The organism is Mycobacterium deserti (assembly GCF_025345615.1).
Classification (GTDB): Bacteria; Actinomycetota; Actinomycetes; order Mycobacteriales; family Mycobacteriaceae; genus Mycobacterium; species Mycobacterium deserti.
Genome location: NZ_JAODWD010000002.1, coordinates 723337 through 744534, shown reverse-complemented (window position 1 = coordinate 744534; position 21198 = coordinate 723337). Strand labels below are relative to the sequence as shown.

The 21198-nt window shown below is 67.6% G+C and carries 14 protein-coding genes; 4 read left to right on the top strand and 10 right to left on the bottom strand.

The window, feature by feature from the left end; all coding sequences use genetic code 11:
- Window positions 1–89: 89 nt before the first annotated feature.
- From N4S67_RS09880 to N4S67_RS09850, 7 genes are all read right to left on the bottom strand, one after another.
- Window positions 90–1379 carry a pyridoxal phosphate-dependent aminotransferase gene (locus tag N4S67_RS09880; RefSeq protein ID WP_260993067.1) on the bottom strand — a complete coding sequence of 430 codons (1290 nt, stop codon included), beginning with the start codon at window positions 1377–1379 and terminating at the stop codon, window positions 90–92.
- Window positions 1380–1411: 32 nt separating this feature from the next.
- Window positions 1412–3085, bottom strand: a complete 1674-nt coding sequence (locus N4S67_RS09875) for a Na/Pi cotransporter family protein (RefSeq protein ID WP_260992766.1) — start codon at window positions 3083–3085, stop codon at window positions 1412–1414.
- Window positions 3086–3143: 58 nt separating this feature from the next.
- Window positions 3144–4286, bottom strand: a complete 1143-nt coding sequence (gene pstS, locus N4S67_RS09870; RefSeq protein WP_260992765.1) for a phosphate ABC transporter substrate-binding protein PstS — start codon at window positions 4284–4286, stop codon at window positions 3144–3146.
- Between the two features lie 241 nt (window positions 4287–4527).
- Window positions 4528–7614 carry a heterodisulfide reductase-related iron-sulfur binding cluster gene (locus tag N4S67_RS09865; RefSeq protein ID WP_260992764.1) on the bottom strand — a complete coding sequence of 1029 codons (3087 nt, stop codon included), beginning with the start codon at window positions 7612–7614 and terminating at the stop codon, window positions 4528–4530.
- A 134-nt stretch (window positions 7615–7748) separates the two neighbouring features.
- Window positions 7749–9434, bottom strand: a complete 1686-nt coding sequence (locus tag N4S67_RS09860) for an Hsp70 family protein (protein WP_260992763.1) — start codon at window positions 9432–9434, stop codon at window positions 7749–7751.
- 107 nt (window positions 9435–9541) lie between these two features.
- The gene (gene iniR, locus N4S67_RS09855; protein ID WP_260992762.1) at window positions 9542–12040 is read right to left on the bottom strand and encodes an isoniazid response ATPase/transcriptional regulator IniR; all 2499 of its coding nucleotides are present in this window, start codon (window positions 12038–12040) and stop codon (window positions 9542–9544) included.
- Window positions 12041–12043: 3 nt separating this feature from the next.
- Window positions 12044–13810 (bottom strand): Hsp70 family protein, encoded by a 1767-nt coding sequence (locus tag N4S67_RS09850; RefSeq protein ID WP_260992761.1) that lies wholly within the window; start codon window positions 13808–13810, stop codon window positions 12044–12046.
- A gap of 221 nt (window positions 13811–14031) precedes the next feature.
- Between N4S67_RS09850 and N4S67_RS09845 the strand changes: the two genes are divergently transcribed.
- The 4 genes from N4S67_RS09845 (at window position 14032) to N4S67_RS09830 (ending at window position 19233) form a co-directional block, all read left to right on the top strand.
- Window positions 14032–14565 (top strand): Rv0340 family IniB-related protein, encoded by a 534-nt coding sequence (locus tag N4S67_RS09845; protein WP_260992760.1) that lies wholly within the window; start codon window positions 14032–14034, stop codon window positions 14563–14565.
- Window positions 14566–14817: 252 nt separating this feature from the next.
- Window positions 14818–15738 carry a hypothetical protein gene (locus tag N4S67_RS09840; RefSeq protein WP_260992759.1) on the top strand — a complete coding sequence of 307 codons (921 nt, stop codon included), beginning with the start codon at window positions 14818–14820 and terminating at the stop codon, window positions 15736–15738.
- A gap of 107 nt (window positions 15739–15845) precedes the next feature.
- A complete protein-coding gene (locus N4S67_RS09835; protein WP_260992758.1) occupies window positions 15846–17705 on the top strand; it encodes a dynamin-like GTPase family protein in 1860 nt (619 codons plus the stop codon).
- A 43-nt stretch (window positions 17706–17748) separates the two neighbouring features.
- The gene (locus N4S67_RS09830; RefSeq protein WP_260992757.1) at window positions 17749–19233 is read left to right on the top strand and encodes a dynamin-like GTPase family protein; all 1485 of its coding nucleotides are present in this window, start codon (window positions 17749–17751) and stop codon (window positions 19231–19233) included.
- A gap of 55 nt (window positions 19234–19288) precedes the next feature.
- Here the strand turns inward: N4S67_RS09830 and N4S67_RS09825 are convergent, their stop codons facing one another.
- The 3 genes from N4S67_RS09825 to N4S67_RS09815 are packed head-to-tail and all read right to left on the bottom strand — an operon-like array spanning window position 19289 to window position 21198.
- Complete coding sequence (locus N4S67_RS09825; protein WP_260992756.1) at window positions 19289–19738, bottom strand: hypothetical protein; 450 nt, start codon at window positions 19736–19738, stop codon at window positions 19289–19291.
- A gap of 19 nt (window positions 19739–19757) precedes the next feature.
- Window positions 19758–20213 (bottom strand): hypothetical protein, encoded by a 456-nt coding sequence (locus N4S67_RS09820; protein ID WP_313959933.1) that lies wholly within the window; start codon window positions 20211–20213, stop codon window positions 19758–19760.
- Window positions 20214–20253: 40 nt separating this feature from the next.
- The gene (locus N4S67_RS09815) at window positions 20254–21198 is read right to left on the bottom strand and encodes an LLM class F420-dependent oxidoreductase (protein ID WP_260992754.1); all 945 of its coding nucleotides are present in this window, start codon (window positions 21196–21198) and stop codon (window positions 20254–20256) included.

The window sequence follows — 21198 nt, the reverse complement described above, 5'->3', positions numbered from 1 at the left end:
CGTCCGCCGGCCGACAATCCGCGGAACTAACGAAGTGGCGGAAACAAGCTTGTTTGCCGCCGTGGCGTTACATTCGGCGACGCGTCGCGCTACTGGCGGTAACCGGCCAGGAAATTGCCGAGTCGTTCGATGGCGTTGGACAGATCGCGGGCCCACGGCAGCGTCACGATGCGCAGGTGATCCGGTGTCGGCCAATTGAATCCGGTGCCCTGCGTGACGAGAATCTTCTCCTGCAGCAGCAGGTCGAGCACCAATTGCTCGTCATCGACGATGTCGTACACCTCGGGATCGAGCCGCGGGAACGCATACAGCGCGCCTCGCGGTTTGACGCACGACACCCCGGGGATCTCGTTGAGCTTTTCCCAAGCCACGTCGCGCTGTTCGAGCAGTCGACCTCCAGGCAGCACCAGGTCCTCGATGCTCTGGTGGCCACCCAGCGCCACCTGAATCGCATGCTGTGCGGGCACATTCGGGCACAGTCGCATATTGGCGAGCAGGCTGATGCCCTCGATGAAGCTGGCCGCGTTCTCCTTCGGGCCGGTGATCACCAGCCATCCCGACCGGTAGCCGGCAACGCGGTACGCCTTGGACAGGCCGTTGAACGTCAGCGTCAGCACGTCGGGCGCCACCGAAGCCATCGCGGTGTGCTCGGCGTCGTCGTAGAGGATCTTGTCGTAGATCTCGTCGGCCAGCAGCAGCAATTGATGCTTGCGCGCCAATTCGGCCATCTGCTCGAGCACTTCACGCGGGTACACCGCGCCCGTCGGGTTGTTCGGGTTGATCACGACCAGCGCCTTGGTGCGGTCGGTGATCTTCGACTCCAGGTCGGCGATGTCGGGCTGCCAGCCCTGGGTCTCGTCGCACATGTAGTGCACGGGGGTGCCGCCCGCCAGCGAGGTCGAGGCCGTCCACAGCGGATAGTCCGGCGCGGGGATCAACACCTGGTCGCCGTTGTCCAGCAGTGCCTGCAGCGTCATCGTGATCAACTCGGAGACCCCATTGCCGAGGTACACGTCGTCGATGTCGAATCTGGGGAAGCCGTCGACGAGTTCGTAACGCGTGAACACTGCCCGGCGCGCGCTGACGATGCCCTTGGAGTCCGAGTAGCCCTGGGCGTTCGGCAGCGCCGCGATGATGTCGCGCATGATGACGTCGGGCGCCTCGAACCCGAACGGCGCCGGATTGCCGATGTTCAGCTTGAGGATTCGGTGCCCCTCGGCCTCCAACCGCGACGCGTGTTCGTGCACCGGTCCGCGAATCTCGTACAGGACGTCCTGCAGCTTCGACGACTGCGTGAACGTGCGCTGCCGCTGATGGCCGGTGGCATGAAACGGCACGTGGTGGGTGGTCACACCCCTTATCGTCTCATTGCTGTCCAGCCAATATGCGGCCGCAGGGGCGCCGCCTCCACTCAAGGCTGGGTGAGAACGTTGGCTTGCTCGCGATCAACCGAGACGCGCTCCTGCGCGATCCGGTCGATCAGGCTCTCGGCCCGTTCCATGGAACCCAACAGCGCGATCAACGCACCCTTCTCGGCGGGCGGGATGTCGCCGGCGTCGATCACCGTCCAACGCATCGCCTCGAACTCAGGGGCGTCGAGCACGGCGAACTCCGGTGCGACGTCGCCGTCGTCGGTGGCGGCTTCAGACTCGAGCAGCGACAACTTCTGGTCGAGGTGGTCGAGCCCCTTGTCGAGCACCTCCCGGCTCGCGGGACTGAATTCTTCGCGCTGGATGCGCCTGGCGATCTGGTGCAGCGACTCGGTGAGCGAGCCGGTGAAGTCGGCCTCCTCGATCATGCTCGCGACGAGGTCCATCTGCTCCCGCGTCAGGTCATGGTGAAACAGCTGCGCGGAGTAGGCGCGGATCTCACGAGAGAGCGCGTCGATCGCCGCCGAGTGCTCAGCGGTCTTCTTCACGGCGTTGCGCTCGCCCCGGGCGGTGTCGAGGAACAACCTGCTTCCCTGAAGCGCACGGGCGACCTCCTGCCGCATGGCCGGTACGGCACGGTTGAAGTCGTTGATCCTCTTGCGATCCAAGTACTTCGGCAACGAGTAGTCCTCGATGTCATCGTCGTCGTTGTGTCCGATGCGCATGAGGACGCGCTCGAACGTGCCCACGAAGGGGAACAGGATGAGCACGTTGAAGATGTTGAAGAAGATCGAGAACAGGCCCACCGCGACGGGCACCAGGGGGAAGGTTTCTTCGCCGTCCACCATCACTGGACTGCCCGGGTCGCCGCCGAAGAAGCCCATCACCCACTGCAGGACGGAGATCGCGGGAAAGAACAGTGAGACGACCACGCAGACGCCGATGAAGTTGAACGCGATGTGGGCGTACGCCGTGCGTTTGGCGTTCTTGGACAGGTTGAGCGAGGCAATCCACGACGTGATGGTGGTGCCGAGGTCGGCGCCGATGGCGAACGCGATCGCCGTCTTCCACTCCAGTACACCCGACGCACCCAGCCCCATGACGATGCCGATCGTTGCCGACGAGGAGTGGATCAGCGCCGTGATGAGCGCGGCAATCAGGGCACACGAGACCACGCCGACGAACGAGGATGCGTCCAGGCCGGAGATGACGCTCATGACCTGCGGCATCTCACGCAGGGGCTTGAGACCGCCCGTCATCAGGTTGAGGCCGTAGAACACCAGCGAGAAGCCCATGCCGCACAACGCGATGTTGCGGGCCTTGTCCGACTTCGAGAAGACGTAGACCGAGGCGAAGATCCCCGCGAACAGCAGACCCAGTGGGCCGAGTGGCATGGCGATCAGGCCGTTGCCCAAGGTGGTGCCGATGTTGGCGCCCATGATCACGCCGATGGCTCCACGCAGCGCGAGCACCCCGGAGTTGACCAGTCCCACGGTCATCACAGTCATCGCGGTGGACGACTGGATGACACCGGTGATCAACGTGCCCGCGAACACCCCCTTCACCGGACTTCCCGCCATCTTGCCCAGCAGGTCGCGCATCCGGTTCACCGACAGCGACTGAATGCCGCGCTCCATGAACTCCAGCCCCAGCAGGAATATGCCGAGCCCGCCGACGACGGGGGCAATGATCTCCTTGAGGATGTCGACATCCACGATGTTCCTTCTTGACGCTGATCAGGTTCGGATGGGATGGGTCGAGGTTCGGCGCCGGTCAGGTCGCGCCGGAAACCGTTCTGTTCCAGTAGTTTTCGATGGCTTGCGCGGCCGAGGCCGGCAGTGGGACGTAGCCGAGATCCTTGGCGGCGCCGCCAAAGTCCTGGAGGAGGAACCGCAGGTAGTTCAAGGTGCGCTGGGTCTGCCGCGCGAACTCCGGGTCGCGCTTGACCATGACGTAGATGGCGACGGTGGCCGGGTAGGCCTGCTTGTCGTCCGCGGTGGCCAGCGCGGTGACGTAATCGTCACTGCCGCTCCAGTTGTGCGACGAAGCGGCCGCCAGCATGGCGTCTTCGCTCGGCAGGACGTACATCCCCGAGGCGTTGGCGAGGGCGGCGACGTCGAGACCCGCGCGGCCTGCCTGACCGAATTCGACGTAGCCGATCGATCCCGGATTGCCGCGCACCTGCTCGATCACTCCCTCGGTGCGCTCTGCCCCGGCGCCCGTGGGCCACTCGATTTCGGTTCCCGTGCCAGGACCGGCGGCCCATTGCGGGCTGCCCGCACTCAAGTATCCGGTGAAACCCCGCGTCGATCCCGACCCGTCGCTGCGGTGCACCACGGACATCGCCTGGTCGGGCAGCCTGACCCCGCGGTTGGTCGCCGCGATCCTCGGGTCGTTCCAGCGGGTGATCTCCCCGGAGTAGATGGCGGCAAGGGTGTCCGCGTCCAGGCGCAGATCCTGCCCCGCCGGCAGATCCACGCTGTGCACCACGGCGATGGCGCCCAGGGCGATCGGGAACTGCGCGACCGCCAGCTCCTTCAGCCCGTCAGCCGAGAGCGGGTAATCGGAGACGGCGAAATCGATCTCGGGATCGGACAGCCGCATGATGCCGCCCATCGAGCCGACCGGCTCGTATTCGATACCGGATCCATTCAGCACCCAGTCGTTACCGGTCTCTTCGGGCCGCGTGGGGTCATCGGCGGCCTGCGCATTGCGGAAGTCGCTCGCCGCTCGCTCGATCAACGGTTGCGCCAGAGTTGAGCCGGCGCCCTGGATCTCCGTCTGCTGCCCGCGACCCGCCAACAGCAGGGCAACGAGTCCGACCGCAGACAGGACAACCAACGGCATGACGACGCGCCGCCAGCGTGCCGCGCCCGTCCGCACGACGGGAACGCCCTCATACGGTGCGCCCAGCATCCCACTCCTCAAGCTGATCGGGAACCGGACGATCGCCACGGTCAGTGACGAAAGTGAAGTGCCCCAGCATGAACAGATGGGAACCCGCCGTCAATGAGTGCACGAACGCACCGTGTGCATTCGGCGTGAGGTCGAGCTATTGGGCCGACGCCGAACTCGGAATCGTCAGAATTTGGTGCGAACAGCGCTGGCCGAAGCACAACCAGATTGGCCGCGATCAGCGCTTCAATCCTGCAAATCGTTACCGTTTGCCGGGCGGGCGTGCACCTTTCGCGATACCCAGGCCCTTCACCGGCGCGGCGGGCGCCTCGCCATTGTCGTCACTCGCCTCGGGCGTCGGCTCGGGAGTCTCGGGCGTCGGCTCCGCAGCGGCTTCAGGCTCGGACGTCGTTGCAGGAGCAGCCTTTTGAGGTGCCTTCTTGGCGCCGGGGCGTCGCGCCCCCGTGGCGATCGCGAGCCCCTTGACCTCGGGCTGGGGCTTGTCGTCGAGCCCCAGATCCGAATCGGCGGTGTCGGTCTTGGCGCCCGCCTCGGCCTTGTCCGGATCGACGTTCGGCGGCTGCGTGACGGTGGCCTCACCCTCGTTGGGTGACGCCTTCGCCGGCGCCTTCTTGGCTCCGGGCCTGCGCGCTCCCGCGGCGAGACCGAGGCCCTTGACCTCGGTCGCGGGCTGGGCGGGTTCGGCTTGCGTCTCGGCGGCCGGTGCTGCCGACGCCGTGGGGGCCGCCGCAGTCTTCTTTGCGCCGGGGCGCTTCGCGCCGCCTGCGATGCCGAGGCCCTTGACCTCGGGCTCGGCCTTGACGCCTGCCGTCGCTTCCTGCGCCGGCTGGGCGCTCGCGGCAGTCTTCTTCGCGCCGGGGCGCTTGGCGCCCCCTGCGATGCCCAACCCCTTGGCCGGCGCCGCGGTGGCCGTCTTGGACTCGGCCGCTTTAGTGGGCGATTCGGCTTCGGTCGCCGTGGCGGCCTCCGCGTTGGCCTCCGGCTTCTGTTCTGCGGGCGCCTCTACAGCAGGAGCCTCGGCGGCGAGTTTCGCTGCGCGCTCCTCGGCTTCCTTTGCCGCCGTGCCCTTTTCAGGCAACGTGACGCTGCTCTTGTCCAGCGTTCCTAGCAGCAGCTGCGCCACGTCGAGCACTTCGGCCTTCTCGACGTTCCTGGTGGCAGAGACGTCGTCGACGCCGTCGGTGATCATCACGCGGCAGAACGGGCAGCCGGTGGCGATCTTCGAGGCGCCGGTATCAAGCGCCTCCTCGACGCGTTCCTGGTTGACGCGCTTACCGATGTGTTCTTCCATCCACATCCGCGCGCCGCCTGCGCCGCAGCACAGTCCGCGATCGGCGTGGCGCGGCATCTCGGTGAGCTTCGCACCGGAGGCACCGATCAGTTCACGCGGCGCCTCGTAGACCTTGTTGTGCCTGCCCAGGTAGCACGGGTCGTGGTAAGTGATGCCCTGTCCGTCCGAGCCGCCGTCGACGGGGGTGACGGGCACCAGCTTCTTGTCGCGGAGCAGACGGTTCAACAGCTGCGTGTGGTGCAGCACGGTGTAATTGCCGCCGAGCTGCGGGTATTCGCGGCCGAGGGTGTTGAAGCAGTGCGGGCAGGTGACGACGACCTTGCGGTCCACCCGTTCCACGCCCTCGAACATCTCGTTGAGCGTCTCGACGTTCTGCGCCGCCAGCTGCTGGAACAGGAACTCGTTGCCCGATCGGCGGGCCGAGTCGCCGTTGCACGTCTCGCCCTCGCCGAGCACCAGGTACTTGACGCCTGCGGTGGCGAGCAGTTCGGCGACGGCCTTGGTGGTCTTCTTGGCCCGGTCTTCGTAGGCGCCGGCGCAGCCCACCCAGAACAGGTATTCGAAGCCGTCGAACGACTCGACGTCCTTGCCGTAGACCGGCACGTCGAAGTCGACCTCGTCGATCCAGTTCGTGCGGTCCTTGGCGTTCTGACCCCACGGATTACCTTTGGTCTCAAGGTTTTTGAACAGCACACCGAGTTCGCCAGGAAACTCGGACTCCATCATGACCTGATAGCGGCGCATGTCGACGATGTGGTCGATGTGCTCGATGTCCACGGGGCACTGCTCGACGCACGCGCCGCAGGTGGTGCAGGACCACAGCACGTCGGGGTCGATCACGCCGCCCTGCTCGGCGGTGCCGACCAGCGGGCGGGTCGCCTGCTCCGGGCCGGACCCCATGATCCGCTCGAAGCCGGACTCGGGCACGTGCTCATGCGAGTGCTTTTCGCTGTGCTTCTCGCCGCGCAGTTCCTCACCGAGGCCGCCCTCGGGCGTGTTCTCCAGCGGCGTCTCGTTATCGCCGAGGATGTAGGGCGCCTTGGCGAACAGGTGGTCGCGCAGGTTCATGATCACGAGCTTCGGCGAGAGCGGCTTGCCGGTGTTCCACGCCGGGCACTGTGACTGGCAGCGACCGCACTCGGTGCACGTGGTCATGTCGAGGTAGGCCTTCCACGTGAAGTCCTCGATCTTGCCGCGGCCCAGCACCGCGTCCTCCGGCGGATCCTCGAAGTCGACCGGCTTGCCGTCGTACTCCACCGGCAGCAGCGGACCCAGGCCATTGGGCAGGCGCTTGAAGGTGACGTTGATCGGCGCCAGGCCGATGTGCAGGTGCTTGGAATGCAACACGATCAGCAGGAACACCAGCATGACAGCGATGTGCAGCAGCAGCGCGATCGTCTCGATCCACGCATTGGCGGTGGTGCCCAGCGGGCTCAGCACCCAGCCCATCAGTTGCGAGAAGAACGCGCCGTTGCCGTAGGGCAGGGCGTCGGTGTTCACCGCGGCACCGCGCACCAACGCGTACGTCCAGATGACGTTGAAGATCATGAACAGGATCAGCCACGCGCCGCCGGTGTGCGAGCCGTAGAACCGGGAGTCGCGGCCGTGTTTCTTGGGTTCGCGCACCACGCGGATGATCGCGAACGTGACGATGCCTGCCAGCACGGCGACGGCGAAGAAGTCCTGCAGGAAGCCGAGTGCGTCCCAGCGGCCGACGATCGGGATGTGGAAGTCGTGGTCGAACAGCAGGCCGTACGCCTCGAGGTAGACCGAGGCGAGGATGAAGAAGCCCCACATCGTGAAGAAGTGGGCGATTCCGGGGACCGACCAGCGCAGCAGCCGGGTTTGCCCGAAGACCTCCTCGAACTGCGTGGTGATGCGCTTGACGAGGTTGTCTTTGCGGTTGTTCTCGACGCTCGTCTTCTGACCCGACCGGATCAGGGTCGTCAGCCACAGCACGCGCTTGGCAGCGAATACCAACACAAGGGCCGTCAGCCCAAGGCCCACGATGAGCCTGATCAGCATCTGGGTATCCACTGCCTGCCTCCCGTTCCCAAGTTACTCAAGGGTAACTTATCGGATGTTACCCGTCGGTAACTAGCGCAGGGCCTGTTCAGCCCGGGCTCATAGTTGCACCCCGCGGGTAAACACCGCTACGAAGGCTGACCTAACTACGGATCAGGGGTTTCGGCGGGGTCGCCCGGGTCGGCGGGATCGGTCACAGGTTCGGGCTCGACGTCGTCGGGGCCGGGGTCGGCCGGGGGCGTCGACGGCGGCGTGCTCGGGGGTGTCGAGGGCGCAGAGCTCGGGGGTGTGCTGGGCGGTGTCGACGGCGGTGTACTCGGTGGTGTGGTCGTCGGCGGCGTGGTCGTCGCAGGCGTGGTCGTCGCAGGCGCCGTCGTCGACGCGGGCGGTGGCGGAGGTGGCGGTGCCGGCGGCTGAGCCGGGGCCGCAGGAGCGGGCGGCGCCGGTTGCCGGCGCTGCGGGTGCTGAGTGACCGGGTTGGATCTTTGCACGACCACGGTGGTCGCTTGGGAGGCCTGCGGCGCCGGGGGTGCAGGAGTGGGAGCCGGCGCCGCAGGCGCGGGGGAAGGCGCGATCGTCGTCGCTGCCTCGACGGGGGTAGCGGTGTCCGCGCCGAACTGCATGAAGCCGAAGATGGTCGTCGTGAGGACCGCGGCGACGGCCGACAGCCCGAACAGCACGAGCGGCGAACGGCGCGGCGGCGCATCCTCGTCGCGCCGATCCTGCTGCTGAAATTGCATTGCGGGCCGGTGCGCGGCCGCAGGCGCGTAGGGAAGTTCGGGCTCATTGTCGTCGAACTGTGAGTCGAAGTCCGAGTCGGCCTGCGACCACGCCAGGGGCGCGAACTCCGGCGGGGACACCCCGGCGACAGGCGCGAGCGTCGTCGCGGGTTCGACGACACGGCTGCGCGCCCCGATCAGCGCCGCGCCCTTCGCGGCGGTGAGTTGGGGATAAGCAATCGTCACCACCGGCACCCGCACGTGCTCGGACAGCATCTGCGTGATCAGCGGGATGCGCGCGCCGCCGCCGACTGTCGCGACGGCAGCGACGCCCGCGTGCGGGACGCCGTAGCGCTGCAGCGTGTCGTCGAAGGCCGCCAGGAAACCGGCGAACGCGTCACCGATGAGGTCTTCCAGTTCGGCGCGGGTGATGCGGATGTCCCCGACGGCGGTCGCCGTCTCCGCGGACAAGCGTTCCTTCGCGTCGCGGCACTCGGCACGCAGCCGCGCCAGGGAGCCGACCATCGCGGTGTCGGACGCGTGCGGCGCGTCGACCGCGAGCCGCCGCAACAGCGCCTGGTCGATCTGGTCACCGGAGAAATCGGTGTAGCGGAGCGTCTCGCCGACGACGGCGTAGTGCGCGGAGGCGTTGATCAACGTGATGCTGCTGCCGCTGCCGCCGAAGTCGCACAGGACGATGACGCCCCGACTCGGCAGCCCGGGATCGGCGCCCAGCGCCGTTACGGCCGCGGTCGCGTCCGATACGACGGCTCGGCCGGGCAACGCGCGACGCACTGCGTCGACGACAGCCGGCCGCCAGTGCGAGGGAACGGCGACCGTCACACCCGCTGCGGGCACGCCCTCGGCGGCCGATTCGGCGAGTGCATCAAGCGCTTCAGCCAGCAGCGCCTCGGGGTAATGGCTCGAGCCGTCGGCGGCGATCAGCGGAACCGGGTCTCCGACGCGGTCGACGAAACCGGTGAGCCGCTGGCCCCGTAGCACTACCTCGGCAGGCCGCACGGCCGAGGTGTGGCCGTCACCGCCCGCGGCGAGGTTGGTCGCGCCGACCGACAGCCCCAACGCACGGCCGCCGGGCGCGTCCTGATTCCACATGCGAACGAGGGTAAGGCGTTTGACGGGCGCGCAGATCGGTGGAATTCCCGTTGCCAAACCGGCCCTCGTAGGGGATCGCGAATGGGGGATCGACCGGCGTTAGGGGATCAGGCCTGCGGCGCGAGCATGGTGCGCAGCATCGACAACATCTCCGAACGGGATTCAGCGCCGAGCCGCCGGCGTATGCGCGCGACGTGGTGCTCGACGGTCTTCGCCGAGATGAACAGCTGGTTGCCGATGTCGCGGTACGGCATGCCGAGCAGGAGAAGTTCGGCGACCTCGCGCTCGCGGTCGGACAGCCGCGACGAGGACGCGCGGGCCGGACCGGACCGCACGTCCCGCGTCGCGGTCGCGGACTCGAGACCGGGCGCGTCGTCGAGCGCGACGGTCTGTTTCAGGTCGCGCGCCAACTGCAGCATCGCGCCTGAGATGCGGCCGTCGGACGTCTGTAGCGCGGCTTGCCCAGCCAAGCGGGTCGCATCCCAGGTATGGCCGAACTGAGCCAGAAGCCTTGCAGCCGAGGTGACTTCGTCAGCATCGACCGAATTGGCCAGCGTGCGCAACCAGGTGCGGCCCGCGTTGGCGAGCGCCTTGGCGAACGCGCTATGCGCTGCGGCGGCCGTCAGCGCCTGTCCGTGAGGCGCCACCGCCTCGGGGGCGTTGGCCAGGATTCCGGCGTGCACCCCCGCCCAGTGCAGCGGCACCGACCACAACACCGGATTGCCGAGCGCGGCCAGCAGCGCGAACGCCTCGTCGAGCGTGTGCTGCAACCGGTCGACCTGCCGCAGCCGCGCGGCGGTGATCCACAATTCGCCCAGCGGCAGCAGAAAGAACAGGTCTGTGGAGTACTCGGCGAGCACTTCCATCGCGGTATACCAGTGCTTCTGCATGGCTCCGGTGTCACCGCTGCGGCGCGCGATCGCCGTCTGAAGGGCGGCTGCCCACAACGCGTCGCGGCGGTGCAGCGCGATGTCGTCGCCGACGACGGCGGCGACGTCAGCGGTCGCGGCGGGCAGCTGGCCGTCCTGCATCCGCACCCAGCCGAGCAGCAGGCGGTGTCTGCGTGCGACGAAGGCCGTATTCTCTTGGCCCTCATCGCGTTCCGCGCGTACCGCCCGGCCGATGACGCTGCGCGCCCGTACGGGGTCGCCGCCGTGCAGTGCGGCAAGGGTGACCAGCGCGGCAGGGGTGTCGGGTGCGACGCCCGTCGACTGGTGTTCGGCGGTGATGGACTGACCGAGGCGTGCAACAGCGGTCGGATACGGCACCTCGAGGGACTGCAGAAGACCGTCGGCGAGGCTGCGCGCGGCGCGCGCCGTCGAGGTCGGGGGCCCGGCGCTCTCGGCGCTCAGCGCAGCACGAGCGGCCTGCAGGTCACCCGCGGCGACAAGGGCGATGGCGCCGGCAGCGCTGACGAACGCATCGGGATAGGGTCCGAGCCAACGGAACAGATCGGCGGCCTGCGCCGCACTGCCGTCGTGTGTGGCGACGCTGGCGGCGATACGCACCGCGGCCGCGCGTTCGGTGGGGTCGTCGGCGCCGAGCAGTTCGTCGGCCAGTCGACCCGCCGTGACGCAGTCACCGGTCAGCGCCAAAGCGTCCGCGAGTCGCGAACTCAACATGGTCGCGCCGGCGTCGGCCGCGGCCCGATAAAGCCGTGCCGCTTTTGCCGGGCCATGACTGCGTGACGCCAGTTCGGTCAATGCCTTGGCCAACCGGTCGTCGCGAAGTCCGTGTTCGGCCAACTGGATCGCGAGTTCGGCTGAGAGCGTTGACGACTGGATCTGAGTGATCAACAGCGAGATCTCGGTGTCGTGATGTCGGGTCGCCCCGATGATCTGGGTGATGCAGCGGTGCAGCGCACGCCGAAACGCGTGGCTGTACGAGGGCTCGATCAGTCCGGTGGCGCGAGCGCGGTCCACCAGTGCCTGTGCCTCCTCGGGGCCGACCCGCAGCGCCGCCGCGACATCGTCGGGCCCGAGATCGAGGCTCAGCGAGGACACCAACAGGGTGTCCAGGACAGGCTCGTCCAGCCGGCGCAGCCGCTCGATCAGAGCGAACTTCGCCGCCTGCAAGATTGCCTTGGCGGCGGCCTCCCCGTCGGGGGACGCTGCGGCGGTGACCGCCGGCTGCAGCAGGAACGGCAGGCCGGCGGTCGCAACTATCAACGACCGGACGATCTCGGGAGACGTTGCGGCGCCGAGGGTTTCGGCGGCACGACGATGAACCTCCTTTGGGTTCAACGCCCCCAGAACCAGCGCGGGGTTCTCCCGCTCGATCGCGGTGACCACCGCGCGCAGTGCCGGTCGGTGCGCCAACGGTTCGGTGGCGACGACCACTGTCACGGCGGGGTCGGCCACGCGGTCGGCAAGCCGATGCAGCGCGTCGTCGTCGAGCAGCTGTGCATCGTCGATGACGACTGCGGCCGCCGGTTCGTCGCCTGCCCTCGGAACTCTGGTGAGCACCGGCACCCCGGCGTCACGCAACGCGGCCCGCACCTCGGTCAGCACCGAACTCTTGCCGGTGCCGATGCCTCCCGATACCAGCAGCTTGACCGGCTCGGTCGGCGCGGCGATCAGCCTCGCGACGGCCTCACGCGTGGACATTGATCACGGCTCATCCGGGACCAGCACGTCAGGGGTCGTAGTGATGACCTGATCCGTGGTGGTGGGAGGTTGCGTCGTGGTCGGCTGCGTGGTGGTCGGCGCGGTGGTGGTGGTCCGCGTCGTCGTGGTGGTCGTCGCCGTGGTGGTCGTGGTGGTGGGACTGGTTGTCGTCGTGGTCGGCGCGGCGGTCGTTGTCGTCGGCGGTGGCGGAACCACGGTCGTGGTCTGCTGGCCGTCCGGACCGACGGTCACCGTCGTCACCGGTTCGGGCGGGGGACCCTGCGGCGACGGCCCGGTCTCGAACGTGGTCGCGGTCTCGGTCACCGGCCCGGTGTCGCTGCTGGTGCCGGTCAACGTGATGGCCAGCCCGCCGATGGCCAACAGCGCCGCGGCCGCGGCGGCTCCGAACAGGATCGGCGGTCGCTTGTACCAGGGCAACGGCGCGGACTCCGGCTCGAAGCCCTCCTCTTCGTGAGCGAATTCCATCGGAGGACGCACGTCGGCGGTCCCGGGCGCGTAGGTGTAGTCCTCGCCGGTGTACGGAACGGGGTCGGCACCGGGGGAGTCGTCCTGCGACCACGCCAACGCGCGGAAGGTCGCCGAGGAGGCGCCGTCAGACGCGGACTCGGAAGCCGCGACGCCGGCCGCACCTGCCGCCCAGGCGGCGGCTGCCATACCTGTGGGCGCCATCCCCGTCGGTGCGTCGGCGGCCGGAGCCATGCCGGTCGCCGCGCCCGCAGCATCGGCGACGAGCGCAGCGCCTGCGGCCACGTTGAGTTGGGACTGCGGCGTGGTCACGACGGGGGCGCGTAGCCGCGTGGAGAGCTGCTGGGTGACAAGCGGGATGTTCGCGCCGCCGCCGACGGTGGCCACCGCCGACACGTTGCTGGCGGCAATGTTATTGCGCTGCAACGTTTCTTCGACGGTATTCAGCACGCCCGCCAGGGGCGCGGCGATCAGCTGCTCGAGCTCGTTGCGGGTCACGCGGACGTCGTTGCGGTATCCGGGTAGGTCGGCGGCCACCACGGTGGCGGTCTCGCCGGACAGCCGCTCCTTGGCCTGCCGGCATTCACTGCGCAGCCGGGCCAGCGAACCGACCGCCGCGGTACCCGCCGGGTCGGCGTCGTTGGCGTCGGCGATGCCCGCGACGACATGGTTCAGCAGCGCCTGGTCGATCAGGTCGCCGGAGAAGTCGGTGTAGCGGACCGTCTCGCCGATGGTGTCGAAGTTCGAGCCGGCATCGGCCAGCGTGATGCTGGTTCCGCTGCCGCCGAAGTCGCACAGCACGACGACACCGCTGGACGGCAGACCGGGCGCGGCCTGCAATGCCGACAGTGCCGCGACCGAATCGGGGATCAGCGCCGCGGGAACGCCGTTGGGGGCGAGGCTGGGCGTGGCCCGCAGGGCGCCACGGAGCGCGCCGACGGTGGCAGGCCCCCAGTGCGCAGGCACTGCGATCGACACGGGCGCGCCGCCGCCGACGGTGCGCGCCATCGCGTCGAGCGCTTCGACGAGCACGCGTTCACCTCGGTGCGACGAGCCGTCGGCAGCGACCAACGGGACCGGGTCACCGACGCGTTCGACAAAGCCGCTGAGTACCATTCCGGGCGCGTTGAGCTTGGGATTCTGAGGAAATTCTGAGGGCACACCGACTTCGGGCGCGCGGTCGTCGAACAGGGTGAGCACCGATCGGCGCATGACCGGCGGACGGCCCACCCGGGCCGCCACGAGGTTGGTCATTCCAATCGACAACCCGAGAGAGTCGCTCATCTTCACCTCTGTACTTGGCCGTTCCTCACGATAGCGGCTGAGGGCGCCAACCTACGGCACATCCCCTAGTGGCGCGAAAACCCCTAACGCCGAGCCCCCTAATGCCGCGGTTGGAGTGGTGGGTTTCGCACCGATCACCGGGGCTCCGGCCGTCGATAGCATCGGATCAAGCCGTTGAGCTACCGCCGTTTGTATATCTGCCATGGAGAGGAGGGCGTTTCATGGCGAACTCGTTACTGGACTTCGTGATGTCGCTCGTGCGCGACCAGGATGCTGCCGCGCGATTCGCTGAGAACCCGGACCAAGCCATTCTCGATGCCAACCTGACGAATGTCACCAGTGCTGACGTCAGCAACTTGATCCCAGTGGTGTCGGAGTCGTTGTCGACCGCGGCCCCCTCGGGTGCTGACGGCGTCATCGGCGACGCCGCAAGCAACGTGTGGGCCAGCGGTGCGGCGACCGCGGCGTTCGATGCGTTCGACGCGCCGGTCCCAGTTCAGGGCTTCGACGACACACCGTCACTGATCTCCGATTACGTCGACCAGCCCGAGCAGGCACTGCAGTCCGGCCTGGACGCTCTCGACGAGGCGGACCTGCCGAGCGTGGCCGGCGCCGGGGACCCGGGGCTGCATCTCGACCAGTCCGTCATCGACGACGTCCCGGTTGTCGACGCGCCTGCCGGTGAGGGCCTCGACGACGTCATCGTCGAGATCGCCGACGTCGACACCGACGCTTCGGGGTTCGACGTCTTCTGACGAACACCTGCACCAACAACGCGACTGCGCGGCCCGAACGGGCCGCGCAGTCGTCGTTTTCCGGGCCGCCCGCACATTCCCCTACGCACCCCCTAATCCCCTAATGGGGGTAGCCCCCTCAGCCCGGGGCGAGTTCGCGGAGGGAGGGGTTGCGACCCCGTTTCCCGGGGCTCTGCGGGTCCATAACGTAGTCATCAGTTCGCCGGGCAGCCCGGCGACAAGCTCCCCACAACACTGACGAAAGGCAATCCAATGACGAACCCCGTGACCGCCGTGATCGACTACCTCATCGATCTGTTCGGCCCCAACCCCGATCCGCAGGACGTTCGCGCATTCGTGAACAACCCGGTCCAGGCCGCGCAGGCCGCCACCGGACAGGCTGTCACCGCAGCACAGCTGCAGACCGCCTACACCGCGGTGGCGCCGGCGAGCGCCGTCTACGGCGGCGGCGACCCGATCGAGGGCATGCAGCGTGCCGTGGCCAACCACAACGGCGTGGCCTTCATGCCGCAGACCGAAGCGCTGTCGAACAACGACACGCTGAGCCACAACGACACCAGCTTCATGAGCCCGGAGACCAACGTCGTCAACCGAGCGGGTGAGGACCAGCAGCAGGGTGTCGGCAACTTCGATCTGGAATTCGGCGACATCACCCTCGGCGACAAGACCACCAACACCGCGTCCGACGGCGGCGTCGTCAACACCGGCAACGCCGGCGACATCGACACCACCAACGTCGAAGGTGACGGCAACGTGGTCGGCGACGACAACGAGAACGTCAACACCGGCGACGTGGAGACCGGCGACGGCTCCCCGGTGGTCATCGGCGAGGACAACGAGGTCGACAACGAGAACCAGCAGGCCGGTGGCGACATCGTCCAGGACAACGAGGGCCCGGTCATCAACGACGTCGACATGAGCGGCGGCAACGGTGGCGGCGCTGCAGGCGGCGACGGTGGCGGTGGCCTGATCGGCGTCGGCAACGACGGCGGCGACGCGGCTGGCGGCGCCGGCGGCAGCGGCGGCGGGATCGTCATCAATGACAACGACGACAACTCGGTCGACGCCTCGGTGGACAACTCCAACCAGGACAACTCGGTGGACAACTCCGTCGACAACTCCCAGACGGTCGACACCGACGTCAACGTCAGCAACGACGTCGGCATCTTCTGATCCGACGACAACCGAATAGCGCAGCTGGCGGGGATCGCATGATCCCCGCCAGTTCGCGCATCTACGGTTAGTGCAGAGTTCCTGGCGACCGGCTATCGAGGACACCCATGACGCAACCCAACGACCCGCGCAAGGTCAAGGTCATCGTCGAGCTGATCGACCACACGACCAAGATCGCGAACGCGAACGATCGCGGCGACCTGGTCGAGCGCTTGGCCAGGGCCAAGGTGCGCATCACCGATCCGCAGATTCGGGTGGTGATCGCCGGCCAACTGAAGCAAGGCAAGAGCCAATTGCTCAACTCGCTGCTGAACGTTCCGGTGTCGCGGGTCGGTGATGACGAGAGCACGGTGCTGGCGGTCGTCGTGTCCTACGGCGAGAACCCCACCGCGAAGCTGATCGTCGCGCGGGGCGAGGGCGCCGAGCCCGAACAGATCGGCATAGAGATGGCCGATCTCAAGACCGACCTGCGCCGCGCTCCGCAGGCAGGCGGACGCGAAGTGCTGCGCGTCGAGGTCACCGCCTCCAGCCCGCTGCTCAAGGGCGGGTTGGCCTTCATCGACACACCCGGCGTCGGCGGCCACGGCCAGCCACACCTGTCGGCGACGCTCGGCCTACTGCCCGACGCCGACGCGCTGCTGATGTGCAGTGACACCAGCCAGGAGTTCACCGAGCCGGAGATGACGTTCATGCGTCAGGCCTTCGAGATCTGCCCCGTCGCAACGATTGTCGCCACCAAGACCGACCTCTACCCGCATTGGCGCCAGATCGTCGAAGCCAACAAGGGCCATCTTCAACGCGCGGGCCTGTCGATACCGGTGATTCCGGCGTCGGCGTTGTTACGTAGCCACGCGATTCAGCTCAAGGACAAGGAACTCAACGAGGAGTCGAACTTCCCTGCGATCGTAAAGTTCCTCAGCGAGGACGTGCTGTCGCGCCAGAACGATCGCATCCGCGACCTCATCGTCGCCGAGATTCGCTCGGCCGCCGAACATCTGACTCTCAAGGTGAGCAGTGAACTGTCGGCACTCAACGATCCCGAAGCCAGGGACCGGCTCAGAGACGATCTCGAGCGGCGCAAGGAAGAAGCGCAGGAGGCGTTGCAGCAGACCTCGCTGTGGCAGCAGGTGCTCAACGACGGGATCGCCGATCTCACTGCCGACATCGACCACGATCTGCGTAACCGGTTCCGGGTCATCACGCAGCACACCGAGAAGGTGATCGACTCCTGCGACCCGACACACCAGTGGGCCGAGATCGGCGCGGAGCTCGAGAACGCGGTGGCCACTGCGGTGGGTGACAACTTCGTCTGGGCCTACCAACGCGCCGAAGTGCTGGCGCAGGAGGTGGCCCGCACCTTCGTCGAGGCGGGTCTCGATGCGATCAGGATGCCGCAGATCGACGCCAGCGACATGGGCGCGGACTTCGGTGAACTCAAGTCGCTGGCCAGGCTGGAGGCCAAGCCGATCCGGGCGGGTGACCGCGTGGTGTCCGGGCTGCGGGGTTCCTTCGGCGGCGTGCTGATGTTCGGCATGCTCACCTCCTTCGCCGGACTAGGCATGCTCAACCCGCTCTCCCTCGGTGGCGGCTTCCTCATCGGCCGTAAGGCCTATAAGGAGGAGATGGAGAACAAGATGCTGCGCATCCGCAACGAGGCCAAGATGAATGCACGTCGCTTCGTCGACGACATCCAGTTCGTGGTCAGCAAGGAGTCGCGCGACCGGCTCAAGGGTATTCAGCGTCAGCTGCGCGACCACTACCGCGGAATCGCGAACCAGACCACGCGATCGCTCAACGAGTCGTTGCAGGCCACCTTGGCCGCGGCCAAGCTCGAGGAAGCCGAGCGCACCACCAGAACCCGCGAGCTGGAGCGCCAGCTCAACATCCTCAAGCAGGTCACCGACCACGCGGCCAAGCTGTCCTCGACAGCGCCGGAAGCGCCTCGTGCACCAGCCAGAAGCACGTAGTACGCGAGGGCTGCGTACCGGGGGTGCCTAAGCTGATTGCCCGATGAGCACAAGTGATCAGGTGCGCGCGATCCTGGGCGGAACCGTCCAGGCGTACCGGTCCGATCCCGCCTACCGCCACCGCCCCGATGTGCACAACGAATTGGACCGGATCGGCTGGCGGCTCAACCAGCCGATGCGCATCGCGTTGGCCGGAACGCTCAAGGCCGGTAAGTCCACCCTGGTGAATGCGCTTGTGGGGGAGGATATCGCGCCCACCGACGCGACCGAGGCCACCCGCATCGTCACGTGGTTCCGGCACGGCCCCATTCCGAAGGTGACTGCCAATCACCGCGGCGGCCGGCGTTCCAACGTGCCGATCGGCCGCAACGGCGGGCTGACGTTCGACTTCGCCAGCCTCGACCCGGAGGACGTCGTCGATCTCGACGTGGAGTGGCCTGCCGCCGAGCTGATCGACGCGACCATCATCGACACCCCCGGCACCTCGTCGTTGTCGCGCGACGTCTCCCAGCGCACGCTGCGGCTGCTGGTGCCTGACGACGGGGTGCCGCGCGTCGACGCGGTGGTGTTCCTGCTGCGGACGCTCAACGCGGCCGACATCGCACTGCTCAAGCAGATCGGCGAGCTGGTCGGCGGGTCGACCGGCGCGCTCGGAGTGATCGGGGTCGCCTCACGGGCCGACGAGATCGGCGCCGGGCGCATCGACGCGATGCTCTCGGCCAGAGACGTCGCGAAGCGGTTCACCAGCGAGATGGACAAGACCGGCATCTGTCAGGCGGTGGTTCCCGTGTCCGGACTGCTGGCGCTGACCGCGCGGACGCTGCGGCAGAGCGAGTTCGTCGCATTGGAGAAGCTCGCCGGGGTGGACGCCGCGGAACTGACCAAGGCGATGCTGTCGGTGGACCGCTTTGTCCGCGAAGACGATTCGCTCCCGGTGAATGCGGCGACGCGGGCCGCGCTGCTTGATCGGTTCGGCATGTTCGGAATCCGGATCTCGATCGCCGTATTGCGTGCCGGCGTCAGCGATTCGGTGGCGTTGGCCGACGAGCTGCTCGAGCGCAGCGGCTTGGTGGCGCTGCGCGACGTGATCGACCAGCAGTTCGCGCAGCGGTCGGATCTACTGAAGGCGCACACCGCCCTGCTGTCGTTGCGACGCTTCGTGCAGAGCAACCCGATCTATGCCAGCCGCTACATCATCGCCGACATCGATCCGCTGCTGGCCGACACGCACGCGTTTGAGGAACTGCGGTTGTTGTCTCAATTGCGTTCGCGGGAAACCACTCTCAACGAGGACGAGATGGTGTCGCTGCGCCGGATCATCGGCGGGTCAGGAACCGACGCGGCCAGCAGGCTCGGGCTGCAACCCGATGCACCCTATGACGGTCCGCGGGCGGCGTTCGCGGCCGCGCAGCGCTGGCGCCGACGCGCCGATCACCCGCTCAACGACCCGTTCACCACGCGCGCCTGCCGAGCCGCGGTGCGCAGCGCCGAGGCGTTGGTCGCGCAGTACGCGGCGCAGGGCCGCTGAACCTCAGCCGCTCGTATCGGATCGGCGGCTCAGCCGCTTGTATCGGATTGGCGGCTCAGCCGCCGGGCGGCGCCGTCACCGTTTCGGTGACCGTGCTCGTACTCGTACTCGTGCTGACGCTGGTGGTCACCTCGGTGGTGGTCGTGGTTGGCGGCGTGGTGGTTGTGGTCGGCGGTTCGGTCGTGGTCGTGATCGGGGGTTCGGTGGTCGTCGGGGTGATGGTCTCGGTGATGGTCTGCGGTGCCTGCGTTGTCGGAGCCACCGACCGCGACGTCGTGGTGAGCGGAGTGAGGCTGGTGCGCTCGGTCGGGGCGTCGTCACCGGTGATGGCCTTGGCCAAGCCGTAAACGATCAGCGCGATGAGGACCGCGCCCAGCGCACCCAAAGCGACGAGTGCAGCCGGCTTGCGGTACCAGGGCACCTCGGGCTCTTCGACGGGCGGCCCGAGGTACGCGGTCGGCTCGTCGTTCGGGTACTGGTCGTCGGGAGGTCCGTAGCGCGCCACGGGGACCGATAGTAGGCGGTCAGGGCGGCGGATAGAGCGTGCGCGTCACATTCGTGCGCGGTCCACGGCGCGTCGTCCGCTCCGTCGTCTCCTCTTCCTCAGAGGTGGTCTCCTCGGCGGTCGTTTCCTCTGCGGTGTCCGACTCGGAGGTTTCGCTGCTCGACGTCGTGGTCGAAGGCAGGTCTGGGGTGTTGATTTCGGTGGTCAACGGTGGGCTCGTGCTGGTGATGGTCTGCGTGGTGGTCGTGGTGGCCGACCCCGTCTCGCTGACCGAGTACGTGGGATCCACGAAGTTCAGCGGCGCCTCTTCGGGTTCGCTGAACTGACGCGTCATGAACGACACGGCGAACACCACGAGGACGATGACGAGCACAGCGAGCAGGCTCGCCCCGATGAGTTCAGGCGGGCGGTTGTGCCAGGGCACCTCCGACGAATCACGCTGCTCGTCGTCGTCGGCGTTTCCCCGGCCGGTCACGGCCACCGATAGTAGACCCGAGTCCTGCGCCGACGCCGGGTCAGCGCAGCGCGGGGATCACATGGCTGGCGAAGAACTCGATGTGGTCGAGGTCGGACATGTCTAGGACCTGCAGGTAGACCCGTTGCACACCGGCGTCGGTGTAGGCGCCCAGCTTGTCGGCGATCTCGGCGGGGGTGCCGACCAGGGGAGAGTTGCTGCGCAACTCGTCGACGTCGCGGCCGATGGCAGCGGCACGCCGGGCGATGTCGGCGTCGTCTCGACCGGCGCAGAGCACGAACGCCGCGGAGTACGTCATGGAGTCGGCGGGCCGGCCGGTGCGTGACACCGCGGCCGCCACCCGCTCGAGTTGGGTCTTGGCCACATCCAGCGGCACGAACGGCACGTTGAATTCGGCGGCGAACTCCGCGGCGAGCGCGGGTGTGCGCTTGGCGCCCTGGCCGCCGATGATGATCGGCGGATGCGGGGACTGCGCCGGTTTCGGCAGTGCAGGCGACTCCGCCACGGTGTAGTGCGCACCGTTGTGGTCGAAGGTCTCCCCGACCGGCGTCGTCCACAGGCCGGTGATGATCTGCAGCTGTTCGGTCAGTCGGTCGAACCGGTCCCGCAGCGAGGGAAAGGGAATCGCGTAGGCCAGATGTTCGGCCTCGAACCATCCCGCTCCGAGGCCCAATTCCACCCGGCCTCCGCTCATTTCGTCGACCTGCGCGACGGAGATCGCCAGCGGGCCGGGAAAGCGGAACGTAGCCGAGGTGACCATGGTGCCGAGCCGGATCGTCGACGTCTCGCGGGCGATGCCGGCCAGCGTCACCCAGGAATCGGTGGGGCCGGGCATTCCGTCGCCACTCATCGCGAGGTAGTGGTCGGATCGGAAGAACGCCGAGTAGCCGAGGGCCTCGGCGGCGCGCGCGACGGCCAGTTGGTCGGCGTAGGTGGCACCCTGCTGCGGTTCGACGAAGACCCGGAAATCGAGCGGTGAAGTCAC

Excerpts from the sequence above, each read along its gene's own strand:
- pstS (WP_260992765.1), bottom strand. The coding sequence starts at position 4,286 with ATGCTGGGCGCACCGTATGAGGGCGTTCCCGTCGTGCGGACGGGCGCG.
- N4S67_RS09860 (WP_260992763.1), bottom strand. The coding sequence starts at position 9,434 with ATGTGGAATCAGGACGCGCCCGGCGGCCGTGCGTTGGGGCTGTCGGTC.
- iniR (WP_260992762.1), bottom strand. The coding sequence starts at position 12,040 with ATGTCCACGCGTGAGGCCGTCGCGAGGCTGATCGCCGCGCCGACCGAG.
- N4S67_RS09850 (WP_260992761.1), bottom strand. The coding sequence starts at position 13,810 with ATGAGCGACTCTCTCGGGTTGTCGATTGGAATGACCAACCTCGTGGCG.
- N4S67_RS09845 (WP_260992760.1), top strand. The coding sequence starts at position 14,032 with ATGGCGAACTCGTTACTGGACTTCGTGATGTCGCTCGTGCGCGACCAG.
- N4S67_RS09840 (WP_260992759.1), top strand. The coding sequence starts at position 14,818 with ATGACGAACCCCGTGACCGCCGTGATCGACTACCTCATCGATCTGTTC.
- N4S67_RS09835 (WP_260992758.1), top strand. The coding sequence starts at position 15,846 with ATGACGCAACCCAACGACCCGCGCAAGGTCAAGGTCATCGTCGAGCTG.
- N4S67_RS09830 (WP_260992757.1), top strand. The coding sequence starts at position 17,749 with ATGAGCACAAGTGATCAGGTGCGCGCGATCCTGGGCGGAACCGTCCAG.